Origin of the sequence: Arthrobacter sp. 4R501, assembly GCF_002929755.1 — a bacterium.
In the GTDB taxonomy this organism is placed as follows: Bacteria; Actinomycetota; Actinomycetes; order Actinomycetales; family Micrococcaceae; genus Arthrobacter.
Map to the genome: position 1 here is coordinate 196442 of NZ_PJIW01000008.1, position 23853 is coordinate 220294.

At 66.0% G+C, this 23853-nt stretch carries 24 protein-coding genes; 11 read left to right on the forward strand and 13 right to left on the reverse strand.

Annotation, left to right across the window (positions count from 1 at the left end):
* Positions 1 to 2: 2 nt before the first annotated feature.
* The 3 genes from CXR02_RS10205 to CXR02_RS10215 are packed head-to-tail and all read left to right on the forward strand — an operon-like array spanning position 3 to position 2835.
* Positions 3 to 440, forward strand: a complete 438-nt coding sequence (locus tag CXR02_RS10205) for a MaoC family dehydratase (RefSeq protein ID WP_104061887.1) — start codon at positions 3 to 5, stop codon at positions 438 to 440.
* A gap of 4 nt (positions 441 to 444) precedes the next feature.
* Entirely contained in the window at positions 445 to 1719 is a 1275-nt protein-coding gene (locus CXR02_RS10210; protein WP_104061888.1) for a sugar MFS transporter, read from the forward strand.
* 48 nt (positions 1720 to 1767) lie between these two features.
* On the forward strand, positions 1768 to 2835 hold the full coding sequence (locus CXR02_RS10215; protein WP_104061889.1) for a UDP-N-acetylmuramate dehydrogenase: 1068 nt from the start codon (positions 1768 to 1770) through the stop codon (positions 2833 to 2835).
* A gap of 21 nt (positions 2836 to 2856) precedes the next feature.
* Here the strand turns inward: CXR02_RS10215 and CXR02_RS10220 are convergent, their stop codons facing one another.
* Positions 2857 to 3366 carry a hypothetical protein gene (locus CXR02_RS10220; RefSeq protein WP_146072508.1) on the reverse strand — a complete coding sequence of 170 codons (510 nt, stop codon included), beginning with the start codon at positions 3364 to 3366 and terminating at the stop codon, positions 2857 to 2859.
* Between the two features lie 37 nt (positions 3367 to 3403).
* On the opposite strand from CXR02_RS10220, the gene CXR02_RS10225 reads away from it, so the two are divergent.
* Positions 3404 to 4501 (forward strand): winged helix DNA-binding domain-containing protein, encoded by a 1098-nt coding sequence (locus tag CXR02_RS10225; protein ID WP_104061891.1) that lies wholly within the window; start codon positions 3404 to 3406, stop codon positions 4499 to 4501.
* Between the two features lie 245 nt (positions 4502 to 4746).
* On the forward strand, positions 4747 to 5724 hold the full coding sequence (locus tag CXR02_RS10230) for a type IV toxin-antitoxin system AbiEi family antitoxin domain-containing protein (RefSeq protein WP_104061892.1): 978 nt from the start codon (positions 4747 to 4749) through the stop codon (positions 5722 to 5724).
* A gap of 112 nt (positions 5725 to 5836) precedes the next feature.
* Here the strand turns inward: CXR02_RS10230 and asd are convergent, their stop codons facing one another.
* The 8 genes from asd to CXR02_RS10270 form a co-directional block, all read right to left on the reverse strand.
* Entirely contained in the window at positions 5837 to 6979 is a 1143-nt protein-coding gene (gene asd, locus CXR02_RS10235; RefSeq protein ID WP_104061893.1) for an aspartate-semialdehyde dehydrogenase, read from the reverse strand.
* A gap of 92 nt (positions 6980 to 7071) precedes the next feature.
* On the reverse strand, positions 7072 to 7290 hold the full coding sequence (locus tag CXR02_RS10240; RefSeq protein WP_056344500.1) for an NF038396 family protein: 219 nt from the start codon (positions 7288 to 7290) through the stop codon (positions 7072 to 7074).
* Between the two features lies 1 nt (position 7291).
* Positions 7292 to 7876, reverse strand: coding sequence for a dihydrofolate reductase (locus CXR02_RS10245; RefSeq protein ID WP_104061894.1), 585 nt, complete (start codon positions 7874 to 7876; stop codon positions 7292 to 7294).
* A complete protein-coding gene (locus CXR02_RS10250; RefSeq protein WP_104061895.1) occupies positions 7873 to 8676 on the reverse strand; it encodes a thymidylate synthase in 804 nt (267 codons plus the stop codon). The genes CXR02_RS10245 and CXR02_RS10250 overlap by 4 nt, the downstream gene beginning before the upstream one ends.
* A 172-nt stretch (positions 8677 to 8848) precedes the next feature.
* Positions 8849 to 9817 (reverse strand): NUDIX hydrolase, encoded by a 969-nt coding sequence (locus CXR02_RS10255; RefSeq protein ID WP_104061896.1) that lies wholly within the window; start codon positions 9815 to 9817, stop codon positions 8849 to 8851.
* A 10-nt stretch (positions 9818 to 9827) separates the two neighbouring features.
* A complete protein-coding gene (locus CXR02_RS10260; RefSeq protein ID WP_104061897.1) occupies positions 9828 to 12077 on the reverse strand; it encodes an RNA degradosome polyphosphate kinase in 2250 nt (749 codons plus the stop codon).
* A 148-nt stretch (positions 12078 to 12225) separates the two neighbouring features.
* Positions 12226 to 13197 (reverse strand): mycothiol synthase, encoded by a 972-nt coding sequence (mshD, locus tag CXR02_RS10265; protein WP_104061898.1) that lies wholly within the window; start codon positions 13195 to 13197, stop codon positions 12226 to 12228.
* 224 nt (positions 13198 to 13421) lie between these two features.
* On the reverse strand, positions 13422 to 14120 hold the full coding sequence (locus tag CXR02_RS10270; protein WP_056344481.1) for a response regulator transcription factor: 699 nt from the start codon (positions 14118 to 14120) through the stop codon (positions 13422 to 13424).
* Between the two features lie 348 nt (positions 14121 to 14468).
* Between CXR02_RS10270 and CXR02_RS10275 the strand changes: the two genes are divergently transcribed.
* From CXR02_RS10275 to CXR02_RS10300, 6 genes are all read left to right on the forward strand, one after another.
* On the forward strand, positions 14469 to 15236 hold the full coding sequence (locus CXR02_RS10275; RefSeq protein WP_104061899.1) for a permease: 768 nt from the start codon (positions 14469 to 14471) through the stop codon (positions 15234 to 15236).
* 170 nt (positions 15237 to 15406) lie between these two features.
* Positions 15407 to 16021: an FABP family protein gene (locus CXR02_RS10280; protein WP_104061900.1), complete on the forward strand. Its 615-nt coding sequence runs from the start codon at positions 15407 to 15409 to the stop codon at positions 16019 to 16021.
* A 74-nt stretch (positions 16022 to 16095) separates the two neighbouring features.
* Positions 16096 to 16818: a flavodoxin family protein gene (locus CXR02_RS10285; RefSeq protein ID WP_104061901.1), complete on the forward strand. Its 723-nt coding sequence runs from the start codon at positions 16096 to 16098 to the stop codon at positions 16816 to 16818.
* Between the two features lie 96 nt (positions 16819 to 16914).
* A complete protein-coding gene (locus tag CXR02_RS10290; RefSeq protein ID WP_104061902.1) occupies positions 16915 to 18000 on the forward strand; it encodes a folate-binding protein YgfZ in 1086 nt (361 codons plus the stop codon).
* Positions 17997 to 18434 (forward strand): ankyrin repeat domain-containing protein, encoded by a 438-nt coding sequence (locus CXR02_RS10295; protein WP_104061903.1) that lies wholly within the window; start codon positions 17997 to 17999, stop codon positions 18432 to 18434. Before CXR02_RS10290 ends, CXR02_RS10295 begins: the two co-directional genes overlap by 4 nt.
* Positions 18435 to 18437: 3 nt before the next feature.
* Positions 18438 to 19955 (forward strand): DHA2 family efflux MFS transporter permease subunit, encoded by a 1518-nt coding sequence (locus tag CXR02_RS10300; protein WP_104061904.1) that lies wholly within the window; start codon positions 18438 to 18440, stop codon positions 19953 to 19955.
* 19 nt (positions 19956 to 19974) lie between these two features.
* Here CXR02_RS10300 and CXR02_RS10305 read toward each other — a convergent pair whose 3' ends face one another.
* The 4 genes from CXR02_RS10305 to CXR02_RS10320 all read right to left on the reverse strand — a co-directional run bounded on the left by CXR02_RS10305 (position 19975) and on the right by CXR02_RS10320 (position 23820).
* Positions 19975 to 20691 carry a GNAT family N-acetyltransferase gene (locus tag CXR02_RS10305; RefSeq protein WP_104061905.1) on the reverse strand — a complete coding sequence of 239 codons (717 nt, stop codon included), beginning with the start codon at positions 20689 to 20691 and terminating at the stop codon, positions 19975 to 19977.
* A 90-nt stretch (positions 20692 to 20781) separates the two neighbouring features.
* Positions 20782 to 21807, reverse strand: coding sequence for an ATP-dependent 6-phosphofructokinase (locus CXR02_RS10310; protein WP_104061906.1), 1026 nt, complete (start codon positions 21805 to 21807; stop codon positions 20782 to 20784).
* A gap of 97 nt (positions 21808 to 21904) precedes the next feature.
* Positions 21905 to 22537, reverse strand: a complete 633-nt coding sequence (locus tag CXR02_RS10315) for a response regulator transcription factor (RefSeq protein WP_104061907.1) — start codon at positions 22535 to 22537, stop codon at positions 21905 to 21907.
* Positions 22534 to 23820 carry a sensor histidine kinase gene (locus CXR02_RS10320; RefSeq protein ID WP_104061908.1) on the reverse strand — a complete coding sequence of 429 codons (1287 nt, stop codon included), beginning with the start codon at positions 23818 to 23820 and terminating at the stop codon, positions 22534 to 22536. The genes CXR02_RS10315 and CXR02_RS10320 overlap by 4 nt, the downstream gene beginning before the upstream one ends.
* Positions 23821 to 23853: the final 33 nt, after the last annotated feature.

Genomic DNA, 23853 nt, shown 5'->3' on the forward strand with positions numbered 1-23853 from the left:
CCATGAGCCCCAGCTTCCACGAACTCAGCGCCGGGCAGGACATCGGCAGCCGCACCATCGAGGTCACCCGCACCGACCTGGTCAAGTATGCCGGCGCCTCCGGCGACTTCAACCCCATCCACTGGAACGAAGCCTTCGCCACCGGCGTGGAACTGCCCGGCGTCATTGCCCACGGCATGTTCACCATGGGTGCCGCCGTTCAGCTGGTGACCGACTGGGCAGGCGACCCCGCCGCCGTCGTCGACTTCCAGACCCGCTTCACCAAGCCGGTCCTGGTTACGGACACCACCGGAACCATGGACGCCGGGGCCACCATCGAGGTCAGCGGCGCCATTGGAAAGCTCGACGCCGATGCGGGCACCGCCCGCATTGACCTCACCGTGGTCGCTGCCGGCCAGAAAGTGCTGATGAAGGCCCAGGCCGTCGTCAGGCTGTCATGATCCTTTGACCGTCAACAAAACTGCCGCTGCCGAGGTCACTGTCTGGCGCAATGCCGTGGTGGTTGCCTACGCCGGCAGCGGGCTGGCCTTCGCGTCCTGGGTTTCCCGGCTTCCGGCAATCCGCGACGGGCTGGACCTGACCCCCGGCACGGTCGGTTTGCTGTTGCTATGCATGACCTTGGGATCGTTCGTCTCGGTGTCCGCATCGGGGCTGATCGTGCTCCGCCTGGGCTCCAAACGGACCATCCGCACCGGCGCCATCATGGTGGCCTGCGGTATGGCCATCACCGGATTCGGAACGTCGGTCCTGGCCACACCGGTAGCGGTGGCCGTGGGACTTGCCGTCATCGGGCTGGGCTCCGCCAGCTGGAGTACGGCCTCCAACGTCGAGGGCGCCTCGGTGGAACGCGCGGTGGGCCGGCACATCATGCCCAGGCTCCACGGCGCATTCAGCCTCGGCACCGTGGCAGGTGCAGGCCTTGGGGCGTGGGCCGCAGCCGCTTCCGTCCCGGTGTTTTGGCACCTGGCGGCGGCCGGCGTCGTGGTTGCCGTCTCGGTGACGACGGCGGCAGCCTGGTTCCGTGCGGATGTCACCCCGGTCGCGGGGGAACGGAAGTATGTCCCGGACAACTTCGAGGACCCGTTCACGGGCCCGATCCCCATTGTCACCGCCGGGGCGTCGGCTGACGCTTCCGGCGCCCCGCTGGACAACAAGCGGAAGATCGCGGAGGCCTGGCGCGACCGGCGCACCCTGCTTCTCGGAGTCATGGTCCTGGGGCTTGCCTTGGCCGAAGGTGCAGCAGGGGACTGGGTGGCACTGGCCCTCGCCGACGGGCACGGCCAGACCGACGCCGCCGGAGCCGCCGGCTACGGGCTCTTCGTGACCTTCATGACCATTGGACGGTTCGCCGGCACTGTGGTCCTGGACCGTTTCGGCCGCGTTCCCGTGATGCGCTGGTGCGCCGCGCTGGCAGTGTTCGGACTCGGACTGTTTGTGTTTGCCCCCGTTCCCTGGCTCGCCTTTGTGGCCCTGGCCATCTGGGGACTCGGCGCCTCGCTGGGGTTCCCGGTGGGCATGTCCGCCGCCGCGGATGATCCCGCCAAGGCTGCGGCCCGCGTCTCGGTGGTCTCCACCATCGGCTACGGCGCTTTCCTGTGCGGGCCGCCGCTGCTGGGCCTGCTGGCTGAACACGTGGGCATCCTGCACTCGCTGCTGGCCGTGATGGTCATGCTAGTGGCCACCTTCCTGCTCTCACCGGTGGCCCGGAAGATTCCCTAGCTCAGTTTGATGGCGTTTGATTCGGTTTGGTCTTGTTACGCTGGTTTAGTGACCCAGACAATGCTTTCTGCCCTGACCACGGCCGCCGTCGGGGGCCCCGCCGACAAGTACATTGAGGCCGGCACCGAGGCGGAGATCATCGACGCCGTCCGCACAGCTGACGCCGTGGGGGAGCAGGTCCTCATCATCGGCGGCGGCTCCAACCTCCTGATTTCCGACGACGGGTTCCCCGGCACCGTGATCAGGATCGCCTCGGAAGGGTTCACCGTCAACGCCGAGGACTCCTGCGGCGGCGTGGCGGTAGTGGTCCAGGCTGGCCACAACTGGGATGCTCTCGTGGAACACGCCGTGCTGCATGCGTGGTCCGGCATCGAAGCACTCTCAGGCATCCCGGGGGCCACGGGCGCCACGCCCGTGCAGAACGTCGGGGCCTACGGCTCTGACGTCTCCCAGACCATCGCGGCTGTCCGCACCTGGGACCGGACCCGGAACGCGGTCCAGACGTTCACCAACTCCGAGCTGAAGTTCGGCTACCGCGATTCCATCCTGAAACAGACCACCGTCGAGGGCTCACCCCGCTACATCGTGCTGACCGTGGAATTCCAGCTGCCGCTAGGCCGGATGAGCGCGCCCATCCGCTACGCCGAACTGGCCCGCTCCCTGGGCGTCGAGGCAGGCAAGCGTGCGTACTCCAACGATGTCCGCCGGGAGGTCCTTCGGTTGCGTGCCTCCAAGGGCATGGTGCTGGACCCGGCCGACCGGGACACCTATTCCACCGGCTCCTTCTTCACCAACCCGATAGTCCCCGTGGACGTGGCGGCAACGCTGCCGGAGTCCGCACCGAAGTACCCCGCCGGGGCGGACGGGCTGGTGAAGCTGTCCGCCGCGTGGCTGATCGACCAGGCAGGGTTCGGCAAGGGCTACGGCCTGGAGGGGGCCAGCGCCTCCGGCGGGCGGGCGTCACTGTCCACAAAACACACGCTGGCCATCACCAACCGCGGCTCCGCCAGCGCCAAGGACATGCTGGCCATCGCGCGCGAGGTGCGCGCCGGCGTCGTCGAACGCTTTGGCATTGAACTGCACCCGGAACCGCTGCTCATCGGCCTGACGCTCTAGACGATCAGCCCGTTGAAGGCATCAGCCTGCTTGCGTGACCGGCGCCAGGCGCCCGTCATCGGCGCCGGTCAGCCGGACGTTCGTGGCCATGCCCAGCAGGGCGGCGGCCCAACCGGTCAGCGCCAAATATGGCCCCATAAACAGCCAGACCATAAGGCCCGGAGCCGCCGGGTGGGTCGCGGCGGCAAGAATGCAAACCACCAAACCGATCACGGCGGTGGCCTGGGCGAGGATCCAGAGCAGCCGGCCGCTGACGGGATAGAGCTTCCAGTCACGGACAATGCGGACCTTGCCACGGCCCACCCGGATACCGGGAAAAAGCACGGCGTACCCTCCGCCGAGCGACAGGAACAGGGAAGGCAAGAGGAGTTCCAGTGGTGCCTCGCCGCCGCCTCCCGGGAATTCCAGGGGCTGGAAACCAATGGCCGGGGCCAGTCCGATGGCCACGCCGGCCAGGACCGATACGGTCCCTGCCACCAGCCATGCCTGTGTTCCGCGCGCGAACAATTGCCACAAACTCCCCAAAGTCATGCTTACACCCTATCGGGCCAGGTCCTACGATGAGGACATGGCAGTGAACCGCGTAAGCCCCAAGGTGCTGGGCAGGTTACGCCTTGCCTCTCAAGGACTGCTCGGTCCCGGACTCGGCTCCGTAGAGGCCGCGGTCCGCTGGATGACGGCCACGCAGGCTCAGGACCTGCAGGCAGCGCTCTGGGCCATCGGCGTCCGCGTTCCGGGCGCAGGGTTGACTGACGTGCGCGACGCGCTGGACAGCGGAAGGGTGGTCCGGTCCTGGCCGATGCGCGGCACCCTGCACCTGGTGGCTCCGGAGGATCTGCGCTGGATGCTGGACCTCACCACCGAGCGTCTTAGCCGCATCATTGCCGGCCGGCATCGGGAACTGGACATCACCTGGGCGGACATCGAGAAGTGCCGCGACGTTGCCTTGGAGCGGATTGCGGCCGGCGGTCCCGTGAGCCGGACCGAACTCTTCGAGGTGTTTGAGGCAGCCGGGCAGCCCACCACCGGCCAGCGGGGGATCCACCTCTTGGGGACGCTGTGCCGGCACGCCTGGCTGGTTCAAGGCCCATTGGCCGGGAACCAGCAGCTGCTGGTGGCGTTCGATGACTGGATTCCGGTGTCGCGCGGGCTTGAGCGGCAGGAAGCGATCGCCGAGTTCATGTTGCGCTACTTCCGCAGCCACGGCCCTGCCACCGTCCGCGACTTCGCCTGGTGGACGCAGATTCCCCTGACCGACGTGCGGGCGGCCTTTGAGCTGGTCAGCGGGCAGCTCGTGGAGCTGGAATTCGGGGGCGTTCACTATTGGATGTCACCGGAGACTGCATCAATGCTCGACGACGGCGTGCCCGGGCAGCGGTCCGTCCTGCTCTTGCCGGGCTTCGACGAGTTTGTGCTGGGCTACATGGACCGGAGCCTTGTGCTGGCCCCTGAGCACGCCAACAAGATCGTCCCGGGCGGCAACGGAGTGTTCAAGAAGACCGTCGTGGCAGGGGGCGACGTAATCGGCACGTGGGCGAGGGCCGGCACCAGCCGCAGCGCCGCCGTCGTGCCTGAACTGTTTGACGACGCCAAGCCACTTGGACCCGCTGCGCAGGCCGTGTTCAGCAAGGCCGCCGTACAGTACCTAGAGTTCCTGGACAGCTAAGCCGGGTCCAACGCGCGCGCATCAACCCCCGGCCCAGCCCGAACCTGCATATGAGCGGCCCTGATCCGTCGACACTTTTGCACGAGCGGCCGTGCCCCGCACGAGCGGTGCGGGGCAGCACCGTTCCTGCGGGGCAGGGCAGCGAATGATGCCGGAAGAAGCGGAGGCGGGCGCGTCGCCCGGGGTTGTCCACATAACGTTGCCGCGATCTACCCAGGCCAGCACTGGTCCGGGAACCTTGGACCATGAATGGCGACAGAATCCGGGTGCTCCTGGATGTGCGCTGGCCAGCCTTCCCCGTTGCCTCCACGCGACAGTTGGACGCGGCCGGGCTGGACGAACGGGTCCTGACGGCGGCGGTCCGCAGCGGAATTCTCCTGCGGCTTCGACGCGGAGCCTACGTTCGGAGCGCTGACTGGAAGGGAGCCGAGCCGTGGACCAAGGACGCCCTGCGGATCCAGGCGCACTTCCTGTCCACCGGCGGGGCCTGCCGCTACAGTCATATCAGTGCGGCCAGGCTGCACGAATGTCACGTCTGGGATGCCGGGCCCATGATCCACGTGGCCACGGACTATGCCAACTCGACGAAAAGTGCCGGCATGGACGTCCGCACGCACCGGATGAACCTGGAACCTGCGGATGTTACAACGCTGTGGAGCGTGGATGGCAAGGAGATTCTGACTACCGGCATTGAACGGACCGTCTTGGACTGCGCCCGTATCCTGCCACTGGAGCAGGCAGCCGTGATCGGCGACCACGCGCTGCGCAAGGGAGCCGGGATCGACAGTATGCGGCAACTGCTGGACGTGGGACCGGTCAAACGCGGGAACCGGCGGGCGCTGGATCTGCTCGCGGCCCTGGATGGGCGGTCGGAATCGGTGGGGGAGACGCGCACCAGGCTGCTGCTGCGATCATTCGGTCTGAACATGTTCATTCCGCAGTTCGAGATTCAGACGCCAAGTGGTCAATTCAGGGCAGACTTCGCGGATCCGATAACCCGCATAGTGATCGAGTTTGATGGCAGCGGCAAATACACCGACTACAGGCCCACGGAGGAGGTGCTGCTCGCAGAGCGTCGCCGGGAGAACGCACTGATCGAAGAAGGCTGGCTGGTCCTTCGACTTGAGTGGAAGCACTTGGCGTATCCCGCAGAAGTGCGGCGCCGGCTGTTGGCCATGATGGACCGGTCCAGGATCTTGCGTGCGTCAGGCTTGGCGTGCTGAACGCAAGGACGCGTGCTGAACGCAAAGACGGCTCTGCCCCGCACGAGCGGTGCGGGGCAGCACCGTTCCTGCGGGGCAGGGCCGTTCGAGTGGCAGGGAGCCGCGCGGAACCTTACAGGTTCCCGGTGGCGATGTTGAGCATGCGGCGCAGCGGCTCGGCGGCGCCCCAGAGCAGCTGGTCGCCCACGGTGAAGGCGCTGATGTACTCAGGGCCCATTTCCATCTTGCGGATGCGGCCCACGGGGATGTCCAGCGTGCCGGACGCGGCCACGGGGGTCAGGCCCGCCATGGAGTCTTCCTTGGTGTTCGGGATGACCTTGGCCCACTCGTTGTCCTCGGCGAGGAGCTTCTCGATCTCGGCCACGGAGAGGTCCTCGCGGAGCTTGAGCGTCAGCGCCTGGGAGTGGGAGCGCATGGCGCCGATCCGGATGCACAGGCCGTCCATGATGATCCGGTTTTCGTCCGAGGTGCCCAGGATCTTGTTGGTTTCAACCCCGGCCTTCCACTCTTCCTTGGACTGTCCGTTGCCCAGGTCCACGTCGATCCACGGGATGAGGGAGCCGGCCAGGGGCACGCCGAACTGGGTGGCGTCGATGTCGGAGCGCTGGTGGGCCAGGACCTTGCGGTCAATTTCCAGGATGGCCGACGCCGGGTCGTCCAGTTCCGAGCTGACCTCGGCATTCAGCGTGCCGAACTGGCTGAGCAGTTCGCGCATGTGCCGGGCGCCGCCGCCGGAGGCAGCCTGGTAGGTCATGGACGTGCCCCATTCGACGAGGCCGTTCTTGAACAGCCCGCCGAGGCCCATGAGCATGCAGGAAACGGTGCAGTTCCCGCCGATGAAGTCCTTGGTCCCGTTGACCAGGTCCTTGTCGATGACGTCGCGGTTGATCGGGTCCAGCACGATGATCGAGTCGTCGTTCATGCGCAGCGTGGAGGCGGCGTCGATCCAGAGGCCGTCCCAGCCGCGGCCGCGCAGCTCGGTGTGCACGCGCTTGGTGTAGTCCCCGCCCTGGGCCGTGACAATAATGGGCAGCTTAGCCAGCGTGTCGACGTCGAACGCGTCCTCAAGCTTGCCGGCGGCGCCAGCGGCAGCACCGGCAATCGACGGCGCGGCACCTCCCGCGTTTGACGTGGAGAAGAACACCGGGTTGATGTTGGCGAAGTCGCCCTCGTCCTGCATGCGCTGCATCAGGACGGAGCCGACCATGCCGCGCCATCCGACCAGGCCGACGGAGGGGGTAGCTGCTGTAGTCATTCGTCCAGTTTAGACGCCGGATCGAGCAGGTCGCAGTCGGTTACGTCACTCGCGCGGGGATGCGTACGAGCGGCGTGCGGGGGAAACGGGCGTCAGCTGCGGTTGGTTTCCTCCAGCACCGCGGCTTTGCGGAGTCGCAACGCGTAGAAGGCGCCGAAGGCAAACACCTGCGTCACCACCACCAGCACGATGGCCCCCGCGATCTTGTTGCCGCCCAGGATCATGGTCAGGCCAACGATCGCAGACAGCAGCGCGAGCAGCGGCAGCAGCATGTAGCCCAGTACAAACAGTGTTTCCGGTTTCTTCAACATCTCAGCCCTGCGTCCTAATCCATTTGGTAAACCTGTAGCGCGTTCCGTTGGCTGCCGTCAACCATCCGTCCGGCGGGACGGACGCGGCCGCCTCCCAGGTCTCATCGAGCTCGGGGGCGAACGTGTCGCCGTCAGCCTCCACATCGATGGTGGTGACCACCGCGACGTTGGCGAGTTCGGTGGACTGGCGGAAGACTTCCCCGCCGCCCAGGATCCACACGGTCCCGCCGCCGTCGACGAACTGCGACTCAAGGAGGGCATCATCCAAGGAGGGGACCACGACGGCGCCCACCGCCTCGGGCGATTCGCCCCAGTTTTTCTGCCGGGTAATCACAATGTTCGTCCGGCCGGGCAGGGGACGGTACTTGTCCGCGAAGGACAGCCACGTCTTGCGGCCCATGATCACGGGGTGCCCCATGGTGAGCCGGTTGAAGTGCTTCAGATCCTCAGGGAGGTGCCAGGGCATATCGCCGTCCTTGCCGATCACACCGCCGGACGTCTGCGCCCAGACAAGGCCTACGCCGGTCACGGAACCGGCGAGTTCCTGCGTGAAGTCCTGGGGGTCTGCTGCGTTCTCGGTACTCATACCGCAATCGGGGCCTTGATCGTGGGGTGGTGCTGGTAGCCAACCACTTCGAAGTCCTCGAGCGTGTAGTCGAAGATCGACGCCGGCTTCCGGGTGATCCTCAGCTGCGGGTATTCATACGGTTCCCGGTCCAGCTGCTTCAGGACCTGGTCCATGTGGTTCTCGTAGATGTGGACGTCGCCGCCTGTCCAGACAAACTCGCCAGGCTCCAGCCCCACCTGCTGCGCAATCATGCACGTCAGCAGGGCGTAGGAGGCGATGTTGAAGGGCACGCCCAGGAACATGTCCGCCGAGCGCTGGTACAGCTGGCAGGACAGTTTGCCGTCGGCCACATAGAACTGGAAGAACGCGTGGCACGGGGGCAGCGCCATATCCTTGAGCTCGGAGACGTTCCAGGCAGACACGATGTGCCGGCGCGAGTCCGGGTTGGTTTTGAGGTTCTCCACCAGCTCGGCGATCTGGTCAACATGGCCGCCGTCAGGGGTGGGCCAGCTGCGCCACTGGACGCCGTAGACGGGACCCAGTTCGCCTTCCGAGTCGGCCCACTCGTTCCAGATGCTCACGCCCTGGTCCTGCATCCATTTAACGTTCGATTCACCGCGCAGGAACCACAGCAGCTCCACCGCCACGGACTTGAAATGCACGCGTTTGGTGGTGATCAGCGGGAAGCTCCGGCCAAGGTCAAAGCGCAGTTGACGGCCGAAAACGCTGGTGGTTCCGGTGCCCGTCCGGTCGGATTTGTGCGTGCCATGGGCCAGGACATCGCGCAGGAGGTCTTCATAAGGCGTCGGGATGCTCACGGCTAAAGTCTACCGGGCCAAGATCTGCCGACCCCGCAAGGGTCCCGCGGCCGGCCTCAGCGTTGGCCGCCGGCCGCGCATCGGATCAGCCCTTCCTCAGCTTGCCGCGGACCAGATCGAGCAGCAGTTCATCGGTGAGCCGGGCGTCGCGGCCGGCATTGACCAAGAAAACCTAGTCGTCGAAGGGCTTGAACTGCTCCACTGCCACGATGCGGCGCCTGTTGTCGATGGCCACGTGGCACACCACCAGTTCCCCGGGCGACAGGTACGGGTCGGCGGCCGGAAGGAGCGCGCGCACGCGGCCTGGCATGTGCTTGCCCAGCTGGCCCAGGATGGTGGGCATGGCGGGACGGTGCGTGCAGACGGCAACGGGCCGTGCCTTCTCCAGGAGCGACTCAATAATGGCAGCGGTTTTTTTGGGGGTCCTGGCGTGCCGGTGTTCCGTCAGCGCTTCCACCAGTTTGACCTTGGCCCCTGTTGCCCTCAGGTATGGCGCCACGGTTGACACGCAGCGCTGCCAGGGACTCGTCACCACGCGCGGTGGCTTCCAGGCCTGCAGCAGCCGGCTGACGGCCTGCGCCTGCCTGATTCCCGTCGCGGCCAGGGGCCGTTCACCCTCGGCTTTGGACCAGGACGAGCGGGGCTTGGCCTTTGCATGCCGCACCACAATCAGCGGCCACGTGTTCAGGTCACCCCGGCCATGGGCTGCCCGCAGGTACTCCAAGGGAACGACGTCGGTCGGATTGGACAGCAGCCCCGCGGCCGTTTCAGGGGCGCACCACACCACGCGGTCCACCTCCTTGCCGTCGGGAACGAGGCGTTCCCCGTTGACGTGGACCGCCCAATAGTGGACCACCTTCAGTCCACTCGCCACCCGGTAGTGGATCGGCGGCAGCGGAATGCCCAGGGGCGCATCAAGTCCGATCTCCTCCTGCACCTCACGGGCCGCGCATTCGGGAAGGGTCTCGCCGGCGTCGATCTTGCCCTTGGGCCAGGACCAGTCGTCGTACCGCGGACGGTGGATCAGCAGGACTTCGAGACCTTCGGAGTTGATACGCCAGGGCAGTGCCCCGGCTGCGACGACGGCGACTGCCTCGCCGGGATGGTCTGTTTGGTCTGCTACGAGGATGTCGCTCGCCAACGCCGCAGCCCTACCGACGGCTCAGGCTGCGCTGGCGGGTGCGCGACGCCAGCAGCCAGGACTGGATGTCGTCGAGGTGGCTGCCGTCGTCGGCAATGTGGTGCCGGTTCCATAGACCCTGGCTATCCAGATGCCAGCTGGCGGTCTCCGGATCCATGTAGCGGCGCAGCAGATTGAGGACGTAGCTGATGTCGTCGGGATTGGACAGCTGGACAAGGGCCTCGACCCTGCGGTCCAGGTTCCGGTGCATCATGTCCGCCGAGCCGATGTAAACCACAGGATCGCCGCCGTTGGCAAAGGCGAACACCCGGGAGTGTTCCAGGAACCGGCCCAGCACGGAGCGCACCGTGATGTTGTCACTGAGGCCCGGAACGCCGGGACGCAGCGAGCAGATGCCGCGCACAACGACGTCCACCATCACGCCGGCCTGGGACGCGCGGTACAGGGAGTCGATGATGGCTTCGTCCACCATGGAGTTGACCTTGATCTGCACCCTGGCGGCCAGCCCGGCCCTGGCGTTGCGGATCTCGGTCTCGATGCGGTCGATCAGCCCGGAGCGGACGGAGCGCGGAGCCACCAAGAGCCGCTTGAACGTTGACTTCGGAGCATAGCCGGAGAGCTGGTTGAACAGTTTGGAAAGGTCCTCGCCCACCTGGTCATTGGCGGTCAGCAGGCCAAGGTCCTCGTAGTAGCGGGCCGTGCGGGGATGGTAGTTGCCGGTGCCGATGTGGCAGTAGCGGCGCAGCCCGTCCACTTCCTGGCGGACCACCAGCGACAGCTTGCAGTGGGTTTTCAGGCCCACGATGCCGTAGACCACGTGGACGCCCGCCTGTTCCAGCTTGCGGGCCCATGAGATATTGGCCTGCTCGTCGAACCGGGCCTTGATCTCCACGAGGGCCAGCACCTGCTTGCCGGCCTCGGCGGCATCGATCAGGGCGTCAACGATGGGGGAGTCGCCCGAAGTCCGGTACAGGGTCTGCTTGATGGCCTGGACCTTGGGGTCCGCGGCCGCCTGTTCCAGGAACGCCTGCACGGACGTGGAGAAGGAATCGTACGGGTGGTGAAGCAGGATGTCGCGGCGGCGCATGGCCGAGAAAACGTTGGCGGCCTTGGACGTCTCGGACTCGTTGAGGAACCGGGACGTGTGCGGCATGTGCTTGGGGTAATGAAGGTCGGCACGGTCAATCCCGGCAATGACGGACAGGCCGCGGAGGTCCAACGGAGCCGGGAGCGAGTACACCTCGGACTCGTCCACTCCGAGCTCACGGATGAGCAGGGCCCGGATGTTCGGGTTGATGTCGTGGGTGACCTCGAGGCGGACGGGCGGGCCGAAACGGCGGCGCAGCAGTTCCTTCTCCAGCGCCTGCAGGAGGTTCTCGGCGTCGTCCTCTTCCACTTCGAGGTCCTCGTTGCGGGTGACGCGGAAGATGTGGTGTTCCAGGACTTCCATGCCGGCGAAGAGCTTGTCCAGGTGGACGGCGATGACTTCCTCAAGCGCGATGAAACGCGCCACGCGTCCCGCCACCGCCCCTGCCCGCGGACCGTCGATGGAGATCAGTCGGGGAAGCTGGTCCGGAACCTTGAGGCGGGCGAAAAGTTCCTTGTCACTCACGGGGTTGCGGACCACCACGGCCAGGTTGAGGGAGAGGCCCGAAATGTAGGGGAACGGGTGTGCCGGGTCCACGGCCAGCGGCGTCAGGATCGGGAAGACCTTTTCGGCGAACATGGCGCTGAGCTGCTGTTTGGCGGTGTCGTCCAGTTCGTCCCAGTGCATCAGGTGGATGTGCTCGTAGGCCAGGGCGGGGCGGATCTGTTCGGCGTAGACCTGGGCATGGCGCTGCTGGAGTCGGTGGGCTTCGTCCCCGATCTTCTCCAGCACCTCCACCGGGCTGAGGCCGGCAGGGGAGGGCACGGCAAGGTTGGTGGCGATGCGCCGCTTCAGGCCCGCCACCCGGACCATAAAGAACTCGTCCAGGTTGGACGCGAAGATGGACAGGAAGGCCACGCGTTCCAGAAGGTGGAGCGTAGGATCTTCGGCGAGCTCGAGGACACGGGAGTTGAAAGCCAGCCAGCTGAGCTCGCGGTCCAGGAAACGGTCCGGCCGGATATCCCCTTCGGGCACAAGATTGGGTGCAAACTCGGGGATGTCGATCCGGTCCTGCGTTGCGCGCGAGGCAGGGACTTCGGATGAGCCGAAGCGCGCGCGCACCGGCGCTGAAGCGCCCTCGGACGTGACTGTTCCGGCGGGTTCCGGTTTCATGGTCTCTCCTCTTACCTGGCGCTTGATGCTGGCCCTCGGCCGGCGCGGTTCTTTACCAACCTTACAATCAATCAGCGTCCACAAGCCCTAGATTTCGGGCCACCTGAAGTCGTCAGTCACACGAGTGGGAAAACTCACCCGGGTGCCACTAAACGGATGCCAGCGGTCCGTACATCACGTCCATATCCCAGCGTGTGAAGCCCAGGCCCCGGTAGAGGGAAACGGCAGCGGTGTTTTCTGCATCCGTGTAGAGCATGACGGCGTGAAGCCCCAGACCCTGCAGATGCCTGATGCCAGCCACTGTGAGGGCTTTACCCAGGCCCATACCCTGCGCGGCCGGCGTGACACCAACAGCGTAGACCTCGCCAATCGCCGGGTGGGCGCCGTGGCGCGGATGCACCTTGGTCCAGTGGAATCCCAGCAACCGGTCCTCGGCGTCCACGGCCAACAGAAAGCCGGCGGGATCAAACCAGTCCTCGGCCATACGGGCATCCAGGTCCGCGCGGGACATCGAGCCCTGCTCGGGGTGGTGGGCAAATGCGGCGCGGTTCGCAGCCAGCCAGCGGTCCTCGTCCTTGCCCGGCACAAAGGGGCGGAGCGTGACGCCATCCGGCAGGCCGACGTCGGGCAGTTCTGCCGTGGCGGTGGTCAGCCTCATCTTCCAGAGTTCGCGCACCGGACCGTAGCCGTAGCGGGCGGCGAGGTCCGCGGCTGCCTCATGGTTGCCATGGGACCACGCCTTCAGCCCATCCAGGCCTCGCCCCGACTGGAGTGCGCCGACAAGCCTGTCCGCCACGCCCTGGTTGCGGTAGCTGGGGTGGACGGCAATTTCCAGCACTCCGCTGCCGTCCGGCTCCTCCACAACAACGGCAAACCCGGCCAGGTCCTGGCCGGAGGAGGGATCGGAGTCCTCGTCCGGCGCGTAGAGCGCCAGGGTCAGGAGGGAATGCTCGGCGGAGTCACCGGCACGGAGCGTTACCACCGTTTGCTCGGAAAGTGAGGGGTTGCCGTCAGACTCCTCGGCAGCTGCGAGGAGCGCCACGGAGTCCTTCAGCAGCTGTTCTTCCAGACCGCCGTGGACGATAAGGACGGGCCATTTTTCCGGGTGCGCAGGACTCATGAGGCTAGGCTATACGCCCCGGCCGGAAGGCGCTCCGATTTGATGGCCCCGGGGCGGGCACGTATAGTCGATATCTCACCCGCCGGTAACGGTGGGAAACGAGGGGGATCCACCAGTGGGGTGGCCTCGATACGTTCGACCCGTATGTCCTCCACAAATACAGCATCACTAAGACAGGAACAGCCCCGGACCAGAGGTCCGGGGCTGTTCCTGTCTTAAAGGTGTCAGGCTTCCGTCAGTTCGTCTTCCTGCTGCCGCACCAGGGTCAGGCGGTAGCCGACGTTCCGGACCGTACTGATCAGGTTTTCGTGGTCCGCACCGAGTTTGGCCCGCAGCCGCCGGACGTGGACATCCACGGTGCGCGTGCCGCCGTAGTAGTCATAGCCCCACACTTCGGTGAGCAGTTGCTGGCGGGTGAAGACGCGGCCGGGGTGCTGGGCCAGGTATTTGAGGAGTTCGAATTCCTTGAACGTCAGGTTCAGCGGGGCGCCGTTGACGCGGGCAGTGTAGCTAGCTTCATCGATGACCACGCCTGCCGCCCGGATCTCCGTGGGGGCGTCATCCTTGTCCGGCACTGCACGCGCCACGGAGAGCCTGATGCGGGCTTCCACTTCGGCGGGACCGGCTGAATCGAGCACGATGTCATCCACGGCCCACGCCGAAGAAACAGCGGCCATGCCGCCCTCGGTCAGGATCAGGACCAGGGGTGCGCTCAGACCTGTGGCCTTGAGCAGCTGGGTGAGGGAGCGGGCGCCCACCAGGTCCTTGCGGGCGTCGAGAAGCACAATATCGCAGGGATCGGTCTCCAGCAGGGCTGTGGGTTCCGCGGCGAGGATGTGCACGCGGTGGTTCAGCAATTCCAGGGCAGGCAGAATGTCTACCGAAGAACCGGTGCTGTTCGTCAATAGCAGGATGTGCGACATTGTTCCTCCAAGGGGCGTCCGCGCATCTTCGGGCGACTGAACCGGGTTTTCACCGGCCGGTACTATCTCACTGCAGCGGACATGGCCGACTAAGAATCTATCCGGCCGGCATCCGTAGCAGGAAGCGTAGCTGAACTCTGAGTATACCCACCGGCCTGCACGACAGCACGGATTCCGCCCCCTCAAACCTTCGTTTTGCGACATATCCGGGTCACATAAGGCAGGATTGAACCGTCGGGCAGAACGCCCTGACACCGAAGGCCGAGCCGCCGGGTCCACAGCCAGAATGGGATGCCACGAATTGAGTGCAGAGTCGAAGCCGAAGCGAACCGGCCGGCCGGGTTCCCGATGACCGCCGAGGTGCAGGCCCCGGCAAAGTCACTGGGCTCGTGGGTCATCGGTGTAGTCGGAGTGGCGGGACTCGTAGCGATCATCGCCGGCGTCTACATCTCACGCGAGGTACTCATCGGCGTCGCTGTGGTGATCGCTGTGGCAGTAGGCATCGGCTGGCCCCATTTCCTACGCATCCCCGCGAAAAAGACCCTTGCAGCCGTCATTGCGTTGCCCGGCGTCGGATCGGCGCTCGCTGCCGGTTTTGTCCCCGCCCCGGGTTTTCTGGACTGGACGCCGGCGTTCATGGCGTTGGGAATGATGGCTGTGTTTGTGGTGCAGCTCATCCGAGGCACGGGCCAGGCCCAACGGCTTGAGTCCACCCTGGGCTGCTGCGCCGGGGTGCTCCTCTCGTGCCTGGGGGCAGGCTGGATTGCCGGCGCGCGCTTCAACGGCGTGCGGGAGATGCTCCTGGTGGCAGCCATCAGCGCTGCCGTGGCTCTGCTGGCCGGCCTGATCCGCTGGCCGGACAGCATCGTGGCCCCCCTCGGCATCGTGATGGCAGGACTTGCCGGGCCGCTCGCAGGCCTGGTCTTCTCCGATATTGCCGTTCTGCCGGCGGCGACCTTCGGTGTTGTGGTGGGCGCCGTGCTGGTCAGCTTCCGCCGACTCGTAACACTCCGCGGCGGTCCGCTGAATCTCTTTGCTGCGGTTAGCATGGGCCTTGCGCCAGTTTCGGCCGTGGGATCCCTGGCTTACTTCATAGACAAACTACTCATCTACTAACCGGTTAGGATGGCATCATGTCCGTACTTGCATTTGAAATCTTCTTCCTCGTCCTGCTCGGCATCGCCAGCCTGTCCATGGCCTGGTTCGCCGGCTTTGTGGTTTACCGCCTCTTCAAAGGCCAGAAGTAAACCCGTTCAACGAGCTAGCATTTTCCTGAGGTAATTGCCGTGCCGATAGAAATTCCTACAGACCTGACACCGGAACTTGTTCCGCTTTCCTGGCTCATTGGTGAGTGGGAAGGCAGCGGCCGTCTCGGCAGCGGGGACGAGGACTCGGAGCACTTCCTCCAGCATGTCTCCTTCACGCACAACGGCTTGCCGTATCTTCAGTACCGCGCGGAGAGCTGGTTAACCGACGACGACGGCACGCGCCTGCGGCCGCTGACGGTTGAGACCGGTTTTTGGGCGCTGGAGCGCAAACAGCTTGATGCCGACGGCGGACCGGGCCTGATTCCGGCCGATATTGTTCCCGCTCTTAAGAGCGCCGATGAAGTCGAAGCGCTCCGCAATAAAGACGGCGGGTTCGATATCTCGGTGTCCATCTCACATCCCGGCGGGATCTCCGAGCTCTACTACGGGCAGATCAAGGGCCCGCAGATCCAGCTGACCACCGACATGGTGATGCGCGGCAGCCATTCTAAGGACTACAGCGCGGCCACCCGGATCTTCGGACTAGTGGACGGCAACCTGCTCTGGCGCTGGGACGTGGCCACCGGCGGAGCATCGCAGCCCGGCAAGGGCCTCGAAGCGCACGCCTCTGCCTTCCTGAAAAAGGTTTCCTGACGCCCTGCCGTGTCACCGGTCATCAGTAGACTTGGCATCCTGGGCTTCACCCACGAGTGAATCAAGGGAGCATCATGGCTACACAGAAGGACTCCACGGATTACAGCGACCTGAAGGCTGTGTTCTTCAACGGCACTCTGAAACGGTCGCCCGAGACCAGCAACACCGAGGGTCTGATCAATGTCAGCCGCCTCATCATGGAGAAGCAGGGCGTGAGCACCCGCGTGATCAGGACTGTCGATCACGACATCGCCAGCGGTGTTTACCCGGACATGACCGAGCACGGCTGGCCGTCCGATGAGTGGCCGGAACTGTACCCTGCTGTTGAAGAGGCCGACATTGTGGTGCTGGCCGGTCCCATCTGGCTGGGCGACAACTCCTCCCAGACCAAGAAGCTGATCGAACGGCTTTACGCGCATTCGGGGGAACTCAACCACAAGGGCCAATGGGTGTTCTACCCCAAAGTTGGCGGCTGCCTGATCACCGGCAACGAGGACGGCATCAAGCACTGTTCCATGAACGTGCTGTACAGCCTGCAGCACATCGGCTTCACCATCCCTCCCCAGGCCGACGCCGGCTGGATCGGCCCGGTTGGCCCCGGCCCGAGCTATCTTGACGAAGGCTCCGGCGGCCCCGAATCCGACTTCACCAACCGCAACACCACGTTTATGACATGGAACCTGCTGCATTTCGCCCGGATGCTTAAGGACGCCGGCGGGATTCCCGCCTACGGCAATCTTCCTGAAGAATGGAAAGCCGGAACAAAGTTCGACTTCGAAAACCCCGAATACCGCTAACGCCGCGGCGCGGTGGTTGACCCACCGGTGGTCGAGCCTGTCAGGACCCGCTGCCCGAGACCGGAATACCCACCGACCTAAGGACGTTCCCCCAGTATGACTACTCCCAGCCCCCTACTGTCGCGCCCCGGCGCCGTCGAGGCCACCGGCGCGGACACCGGCGTCGCATCCCACTATGGTGAGCCGCTGCGTGAGCAGCGCGCCCTCGCGGCCGGTACCGCCGTCGTCGACCTCTCCCACCGCGGCGTGGTGACGGTTAGCGGTCCGGACCGGCTGACCTGGCTGAACACCCTGTCTTCCCAGCAGGTCACAGGCCTGCAGCCGGGGGAGTCAAGTGAGTTGCTGCTGCTGAGTGTCCAGGGCCGGATCGAGTTTGACGCCCGTGTAGTGGACGACGGAGGGACCACCTGGCTGATTGTTGAGGCCGCCGAGGCTGCACCGCTGGCTGAGTGGCTGAACAAAATGAAGTTCATGCTGCGCGTCGAGGTCACCGACGTCTCCGCCGACTGGGCCGTGCTCGGGTCCACCAAGAGTGTGGAGGAATGGTCCGGACTGGTGGCCTGGCGGGATCCGTGGCCGCACGTCGGCGCCGGCGGCTACTCCTACGCTGTGGTTCCGGAGGAAGGGCACCCGGGGCTGGAGCGCCCTTGGATCGAGTACCTCGTCCCGGCCGCTGCACTTGAGGACACTTTGGCGGACCGCCCGCTCGCCGGTGTTATGGCGGCCGAAGCCCTCCGCATTGCCGCGTGGCGCCCCAGGCTGGGCGCGGAAACCGACGACAAAACCATTCCGCACGAACTGGACCTCCTCCGCACCGCCGTGCACTTGTCGAAGGGTTGCTACAAAGGCCAGGAGACCATCGCCCGCGTGCACAACCTGGGCCATCCGCCGCGGCGCCTGGTGTTCCTCCAGCTGGACGGATCGCAGCACACCATGCCCGCGCCCGGCAGCCAGGTCATGCTGGGCGAGCGGAAGGTCGGAACAGTGACCTCCGTTGCGCAGCACTACGAAATGGGCCCGGTGGCGCTGGCCGTCATCAAACGGTCCGTCGCACCGGACGAAATGCTGACCGTACTGGACGGCGAGGAGCCTTACATCGCTGCCCAGGAAGTAATTGTTGCCCCCGACGCCGGCCAGGTAGTGGGACGCCAGACTGGATTCCTGAGGGGGACCCGCTCATGACCGAGAACACCGCACCCGACGCTGCTACGCCCGGCGCCGCCAAACCCGAGGCCGCGCCCGACGACGAAGCGGTGGCGTTGGCGCACCGGCTCTTCCAGGCTGCCCGGGAGGGGGACACCGGCCTGCTGCGGAGTTATCTCGAGGCCGGGGCGCCCGCCACCATGACCAACACCGCGGGCGATTCGCTGCTGATGCTGGCCGCCTACCACGGCCACGCTGAGACGGTACGGCTGATCCTGGAGCACGGCGGAGAGGCCAACACGGCCAACGACCGCGGCCAGACCCCCCTGGCCGGTGCAGCATTCAAGGGGTACACGGACGTGTCCCGCGTGTTGCTCGACGCCGGAGCAGATCCCGACGCCGGCAGCCCCTCCGCCCGGGCTGCCGCGCAGATGTTCGCCCGCACCGACATCCTCGATCTGTTGGGCAACTGAGGCTTGGAAGATGTAGCGCGGCCTTGGCCAGCCCTCTGGTCCCTGGTCATCGGGTTCTTTATGATCCTGATCGACACCACCATCGTTTCGGTGGCCAACCCCAGCATCATGGGGGGACTGGGAACGGACATCAACGCCGTGATCTGGGTGACCAGCGCCTACCTGCTGGCCTACGCCGTGCCGCTGCTGATCACTGGCCGGCTCGGCGACCGCTTCGGACCCAAGAAGCTCTACCTCTCCGGCCTCGTGGTCTTCACGCTCGCCTCCCTCTGGTGCGGGCTGGCCGGTGACGTCCAGACGCTGATCACCGCGCGGATCTTCCAGGGTCTGGGCGCCGCCATCATGACGCCGCAGACCATGGCGGTGATCACCAGGATCTTCCCGCCGGACCGCAGGGGCGCCGCCATGGGCCTGTGGGGCGCCACCGCGGGCCTGGCAACGCTGGTGGGACCAATCCTGGGCGGCCTGCTCGTGGACAGCCTCGGCTGGGAATGGATCTTCTTCATCAACGTGCCGGTCGGCATCGTTGGATTTATCCTCGCCTGGCGGTTCGTCCCCACCCTCAGCACGCACCCCCATAAGTTCGACATCCCGGGCGTGGTGCTCAGCGCCGTCGGGCTGTTCCTCCTGGTGTTCGGCATCCAGGAAGGCGAGACGTATAACTGGGGGACCATCGTGGGCCCCGTCAGCGTCTGGGGTCTCATCATCACGGGCATGGTGGTGCTTGGTGCGTTCATTCTCTGGCAGCGCTTCAACAAGGGCGAGCCGCTCCTGCCGCTGGGCCTGTTCCGGGACCGCAATTTCTCCTTGGCCAACATCGGGATCACCACTGTTGGCTTCACCGTGACCGCCTTCGCGCTGCCGCTCATTTTCTACTACCAGCTGGTGCGGGGCATGACGCCCACCGAATCGGCGCTCATGATGGTTCCCATGGCCCTCATCTCCGGTGGCCTGGCACCCGTGGTGGGCAAGATCATCGACCGGGTCGATCCGAAGTACATCACTGCCGGCGGGCTGGTCCTGATGGCCGTGGCGCTGTTCTGGAACTCTGCCCTGATGCACCCGGATACTCCCATCCCGCTCTTCCTCCTGCCCAGCGCCGTCCTGGGGTTCGCGAATGCCGGCATCTGGGCGCCCCTGAGCTCCACGGCCACGCGTAATCTGCCCCCGCGTCAGGCTGGGGCAGGTTCCGGGGTCTACAACACCACCCGCCAGATCGGCGCGGTACTGGGCAGCGCGGCCATCGCAGTGCTCATCCAGGCGCGCCTGGCCGCGGAGCTTCCCGCGCACGGTCCCGGGGCGGGCGGAATGGAATTCTCCGGCCAGTTGCCTGATGCGCTCCATGAGGGATTCTCGACGGCGATGGGACAGTCCATCCTGCTTCCTGCCGGTGTGATCCTGGTGGGCGCTGCCGTGGCACTGTTCTTCGCCAAGCCCAAGGCCGTGGCGGGCTGGAGCGGTCAGCCGGCGGCTCCGGCCGTAGAGGCCACCCGGGCGTCCCAGGCGGCGTCCCAAAAGTAGGCAGCCGTCCCAGGCAGCGTCAGCCCAGGTGCACGCTGGTCTGGATGCCGCCAGTGGACAGGCCCAGCTGCCGCGCCAGGGCCACCGCCCCGGTGTTGCTGACTTCGGCGCGCCACTGGATGGTGAGGCCCGCCGCGAGGGCCTCGTGGGCTGCGATGGATGCGGCCACGGATCCCAGCCCGCGGCGCCGCCACTCGGGGTCCACCAGGACTCCCATCTGCGCGAGAAGTCCTTCCCACTCCCCGTAGGCGGCGCAGGCCACCGGAACACGCAGCCCGTCCACCTCATGGAGGATCGTGTAGCGGTTCTCGAGTTCTGACAGGCGCACTTCGTTGACGTCGTCCGGCGGGCACAGACCCTCGAGCTCGATCGCCTCCGGATTTCCGTGGGACACGGTCAGCTCTTCGGAAGGCTGGCGCAGGGGCAGGTCGTCGGCGAAGAACAACGCCGCCGAGCCCAGGCCGTGGCCTCCATGGGACCGAGTCAGGGTCAGGAGGGTCACATGATGCGCCATCTCCGCGTCCGGAATTCCGGCCGCCGCGTCAATGACCCATTGGGGTCCCACCAGTGCCGAGCTGCCGAAGAGCCTGACGAACTCCACAGTCTCTGCAGCCTCGTCGGCCCGGACCATCCGCTCGCCGGAACTCAGCGACGCAGCGAAAGCGCCGTCGTCGAGCCCCAGGTGCCGGGCCCAAGCGAGCTGGATGATGGCGGCGGAACCGGGGTCAAGAGTCATATCCCCAGCCTACCCAGCACAGGGAAGCGCGAACGGACACTTGAGGCCCCACAGCGGAGGGCCTCAAGTGTCCGTTCGCGCTGATCAGGCCTAGCCGAAGAGGACCGCAGCCTCGTCGTAGCGCTTCTGCGGAACGGTCTTCAGCTGGCCCAGTGCCTTATCGAAGCTCACGTGTTCAATGTCTGTGCCTTTGAGGGCCACCATGGTGCCCCAGTAGCCCTCCACCACGGAGTCAATGGCGGCCATGCCCAGCCGGGTGGCGAGCACACGGTCGAATGCGGACGGGACGCCGCCGCGCTGGATGTGCCCGAGGGTCGTGGCACGGGTCTCGATGCCGGTGCGGGCTTCAATCTCGGGGGCGAGCTGGTCCGCTATGCCGCCGAGGCGTGGCCGGCCGAACGTGTCCAGGCCGCGCTCGGAGTGCGGAGAATCCATGTGGTCCGGAACAAAGCCCTCGGCCACAACAATCAGCGGGGCGCGGCCACGGTCGTGGGCTTCCTGGACCCATTCGGTGATCTGATCAAGGCTGACCTTCTGCTCGGGGATCAGGATGGCGTGGGCACCGGCGGCCATGCCGGCGTGCAGGGCAATCCAGCCCACATGGCGGCCCATGACCTCGGCGATCATGCAGCGGTGGTGGGATTCGCCCGTGGTCCGGAGCCGGTCGATGGCCTCGGTGGCGATCTGCACGGCCGTGTCGAAACCGAAGGTGTAGTCCGTGGCATCAAGATCGTTGTCCACGGTCTTGGGGACACCCACGATCTTGAGCCCGACGTCGGTGAGGCGCTTGGCCGCAGCGAGGGTTCCTTCGCCGCCGATCGCGATGATGGCGTCGATGCCGAGGCGGTCCATGTGGGCCTTAATGACCTCCGGCCCGCCGCCGTTTTCAAAGGGGTTGGTGCGGGAGGTGCCAAGGATGGTGCCGCCCTGCTTGGCGATGCCGCGGACCAAGCTGCGGGGGATGTCGATGATGTCGCCTTCGACGACGCCGCGCCAGCCGTCCAGGAACCCCACGAATTCGTGGCCGTGGATGGCGATGCCCTTGAGGACGGCTCCGCGGATGACGGCGTTCAGTCCGGGGCAGTCGCCACCGCTGGTAAGAATTCCAATTTTCATGTCTCGGCTCAAATCCTGGTGTGAAGGTTTACAGGCAGAGCGCCACGCTGAGCTCACCTAGATTGTAGTCGGCAGTGTGCGTTACGACACAAACCGGTTACAAAAGCCCCCGTTCCATGGCAAGGACCACCGCACGCGTCCTGTCGTCCACGTCCAGCTTGATGAAGACCCGCAGCAGGTGGGTCTTGACTGTCGCTTCGGCGATATGGAGCGCTGCGGCCACCTCCGGATTGCTCAATCCCTGTGCCACGCAGCGTAGGACCTCCACCTCCCGGACCGTCAACCGCGGCAGCTCAGGCGCGCGCATCCGCGAGACCAGGCGTGCCGCCACCGGCGGGGCGAGAACGGTCTCACCGCGCGCTGCAGCACGCACGGCCTCGATGATGCGGTCCCCGGCCGTGTCCTTCAGGAGATAGCCCACCGCCCCGGACTCCACGGCGCGCATGATGTCGGAGTCGTCGTCGTACGTGGTCAGCACCAGCACCTTGGTGTCGGGAAACCGGTCCCGGATCTGCGCGGTGGCGCCGGCGCCGTCAAGGACGGGCATCCGCAGGTCCATCAGGACGACGGCGGGGCGCAGCCGGCTGACGGCGTCCACCGCCTCCTGGCCGTTGGCCGCGGCGGCCACCACGTCGATGCCGTCCGCGGTGTCCAGCAGTGCAGCGAGGCCGCTCCGGACCACGGGGTGGTCATCGGCGAGGACAACAGTCACAGTTTCCGGGAGGCTCATGTCACGGCTCCGGGCAGGGGTGCGTCCGTACCGCGGGTCCCTGGTCCGGTGTCTGTGCCGCCGGGCCCGAGGGCCTCGGTGGGGACCACCGCCACCAGCCGGGTGGCGCCCGGCGCCGAAGTGACCTGCAGCCGGCCACCGATTTCGTCCAGCCGGGCAGCCATCGACTTCAGGCCGAACCCCTGGTGATCCGCCGAGACGTCAAAGCCCTGCCCGTTGTCCATGACGGTCAGCCGGAGCAGCGGCGGGTCGCCGGCAGGGATATCCATCAGTACCTCCGCGGCCGTGGCCCCGGAATGCCTGCGGACGTTGTTGAGTGCCTCCTGGGCCGTCCGGAGCAGTGCCACCTGCTGCGTGGATGGTAGCGGGGGCAGGCTGTCGGGCAGCTCCACGGTCAGCCGGACGCTGTCCAGGTGCAGGGTGTCCGGCAGCCGCTTCAGTGCCGCCAGGAGGTCTCCGCCCTGCACATCGGACGGGACGCCTGAGGCCACCAGGGCCCGCGCTTCCGCGAGGTTCTCCCGGGCCGTCCGCGTGATGGCGGTGAGGCTGCGCACGAGTCCAGACGGGGCTTCCGGTTGTGCCCTGAGCTGGGCCTGCGCCGCTTCGGAGAGCATGGCGATGGAGGTGAACCCCTGGGCCAGGGTGTCGTGGATTTCCCGGGCCATCCGCTCACGCTCAGCCAATGCACCGCGTGCCTGTTCCGCGTTGTTCAGTTCGTGGCGGGTGGCCTCGAGCTCGGCCAGCAGCTCGGCACGCTGTTCGCTTTGCTCAATGACTTTCGAGATCCAGAGTCCGATCATGCAGCTGGCCACAAACGAGGTCACCAGCTGGGCCGTGATGCCGTACACCTCCGTGCCGGCGAGTCCCCAGCGGCTGATCTGGCCAACGGCCACGCCGACGCAGAGTACGGCGGTGGCTGCCACGCCCTGGCGCTGCGAGGACGTGAACATCCAGACCTGCGGGAAGGCCACAAACAGCAGGACCCCGGCGCCGTCGTACACAAAGGACAGGAACACCACCACCGCCACCAGCAGTGCCACGTAGATGGTGGGCCGCAGTGTCCGTAGATCCCTGGTCCGGGTCAGGAACGGGTATGCGGCCCCGAGGAGCACCAGCGCACCAATGACCAGGGGCGTCCCGGAATGGCGCTCGTCGCCGAACAGGGCGAAGTAGGACACGCAGGCCAGCGCGGCGTAGAAGCCGGCATGCCACCAGACCATGGAGGTGGTCCATACGGACCGTGCCGGCAGCAGCCGCTCGGTCCGTCCGCTCATATAGCTCATGGCTGCACCCTATCCGCGTGCCGCCGAGCCACC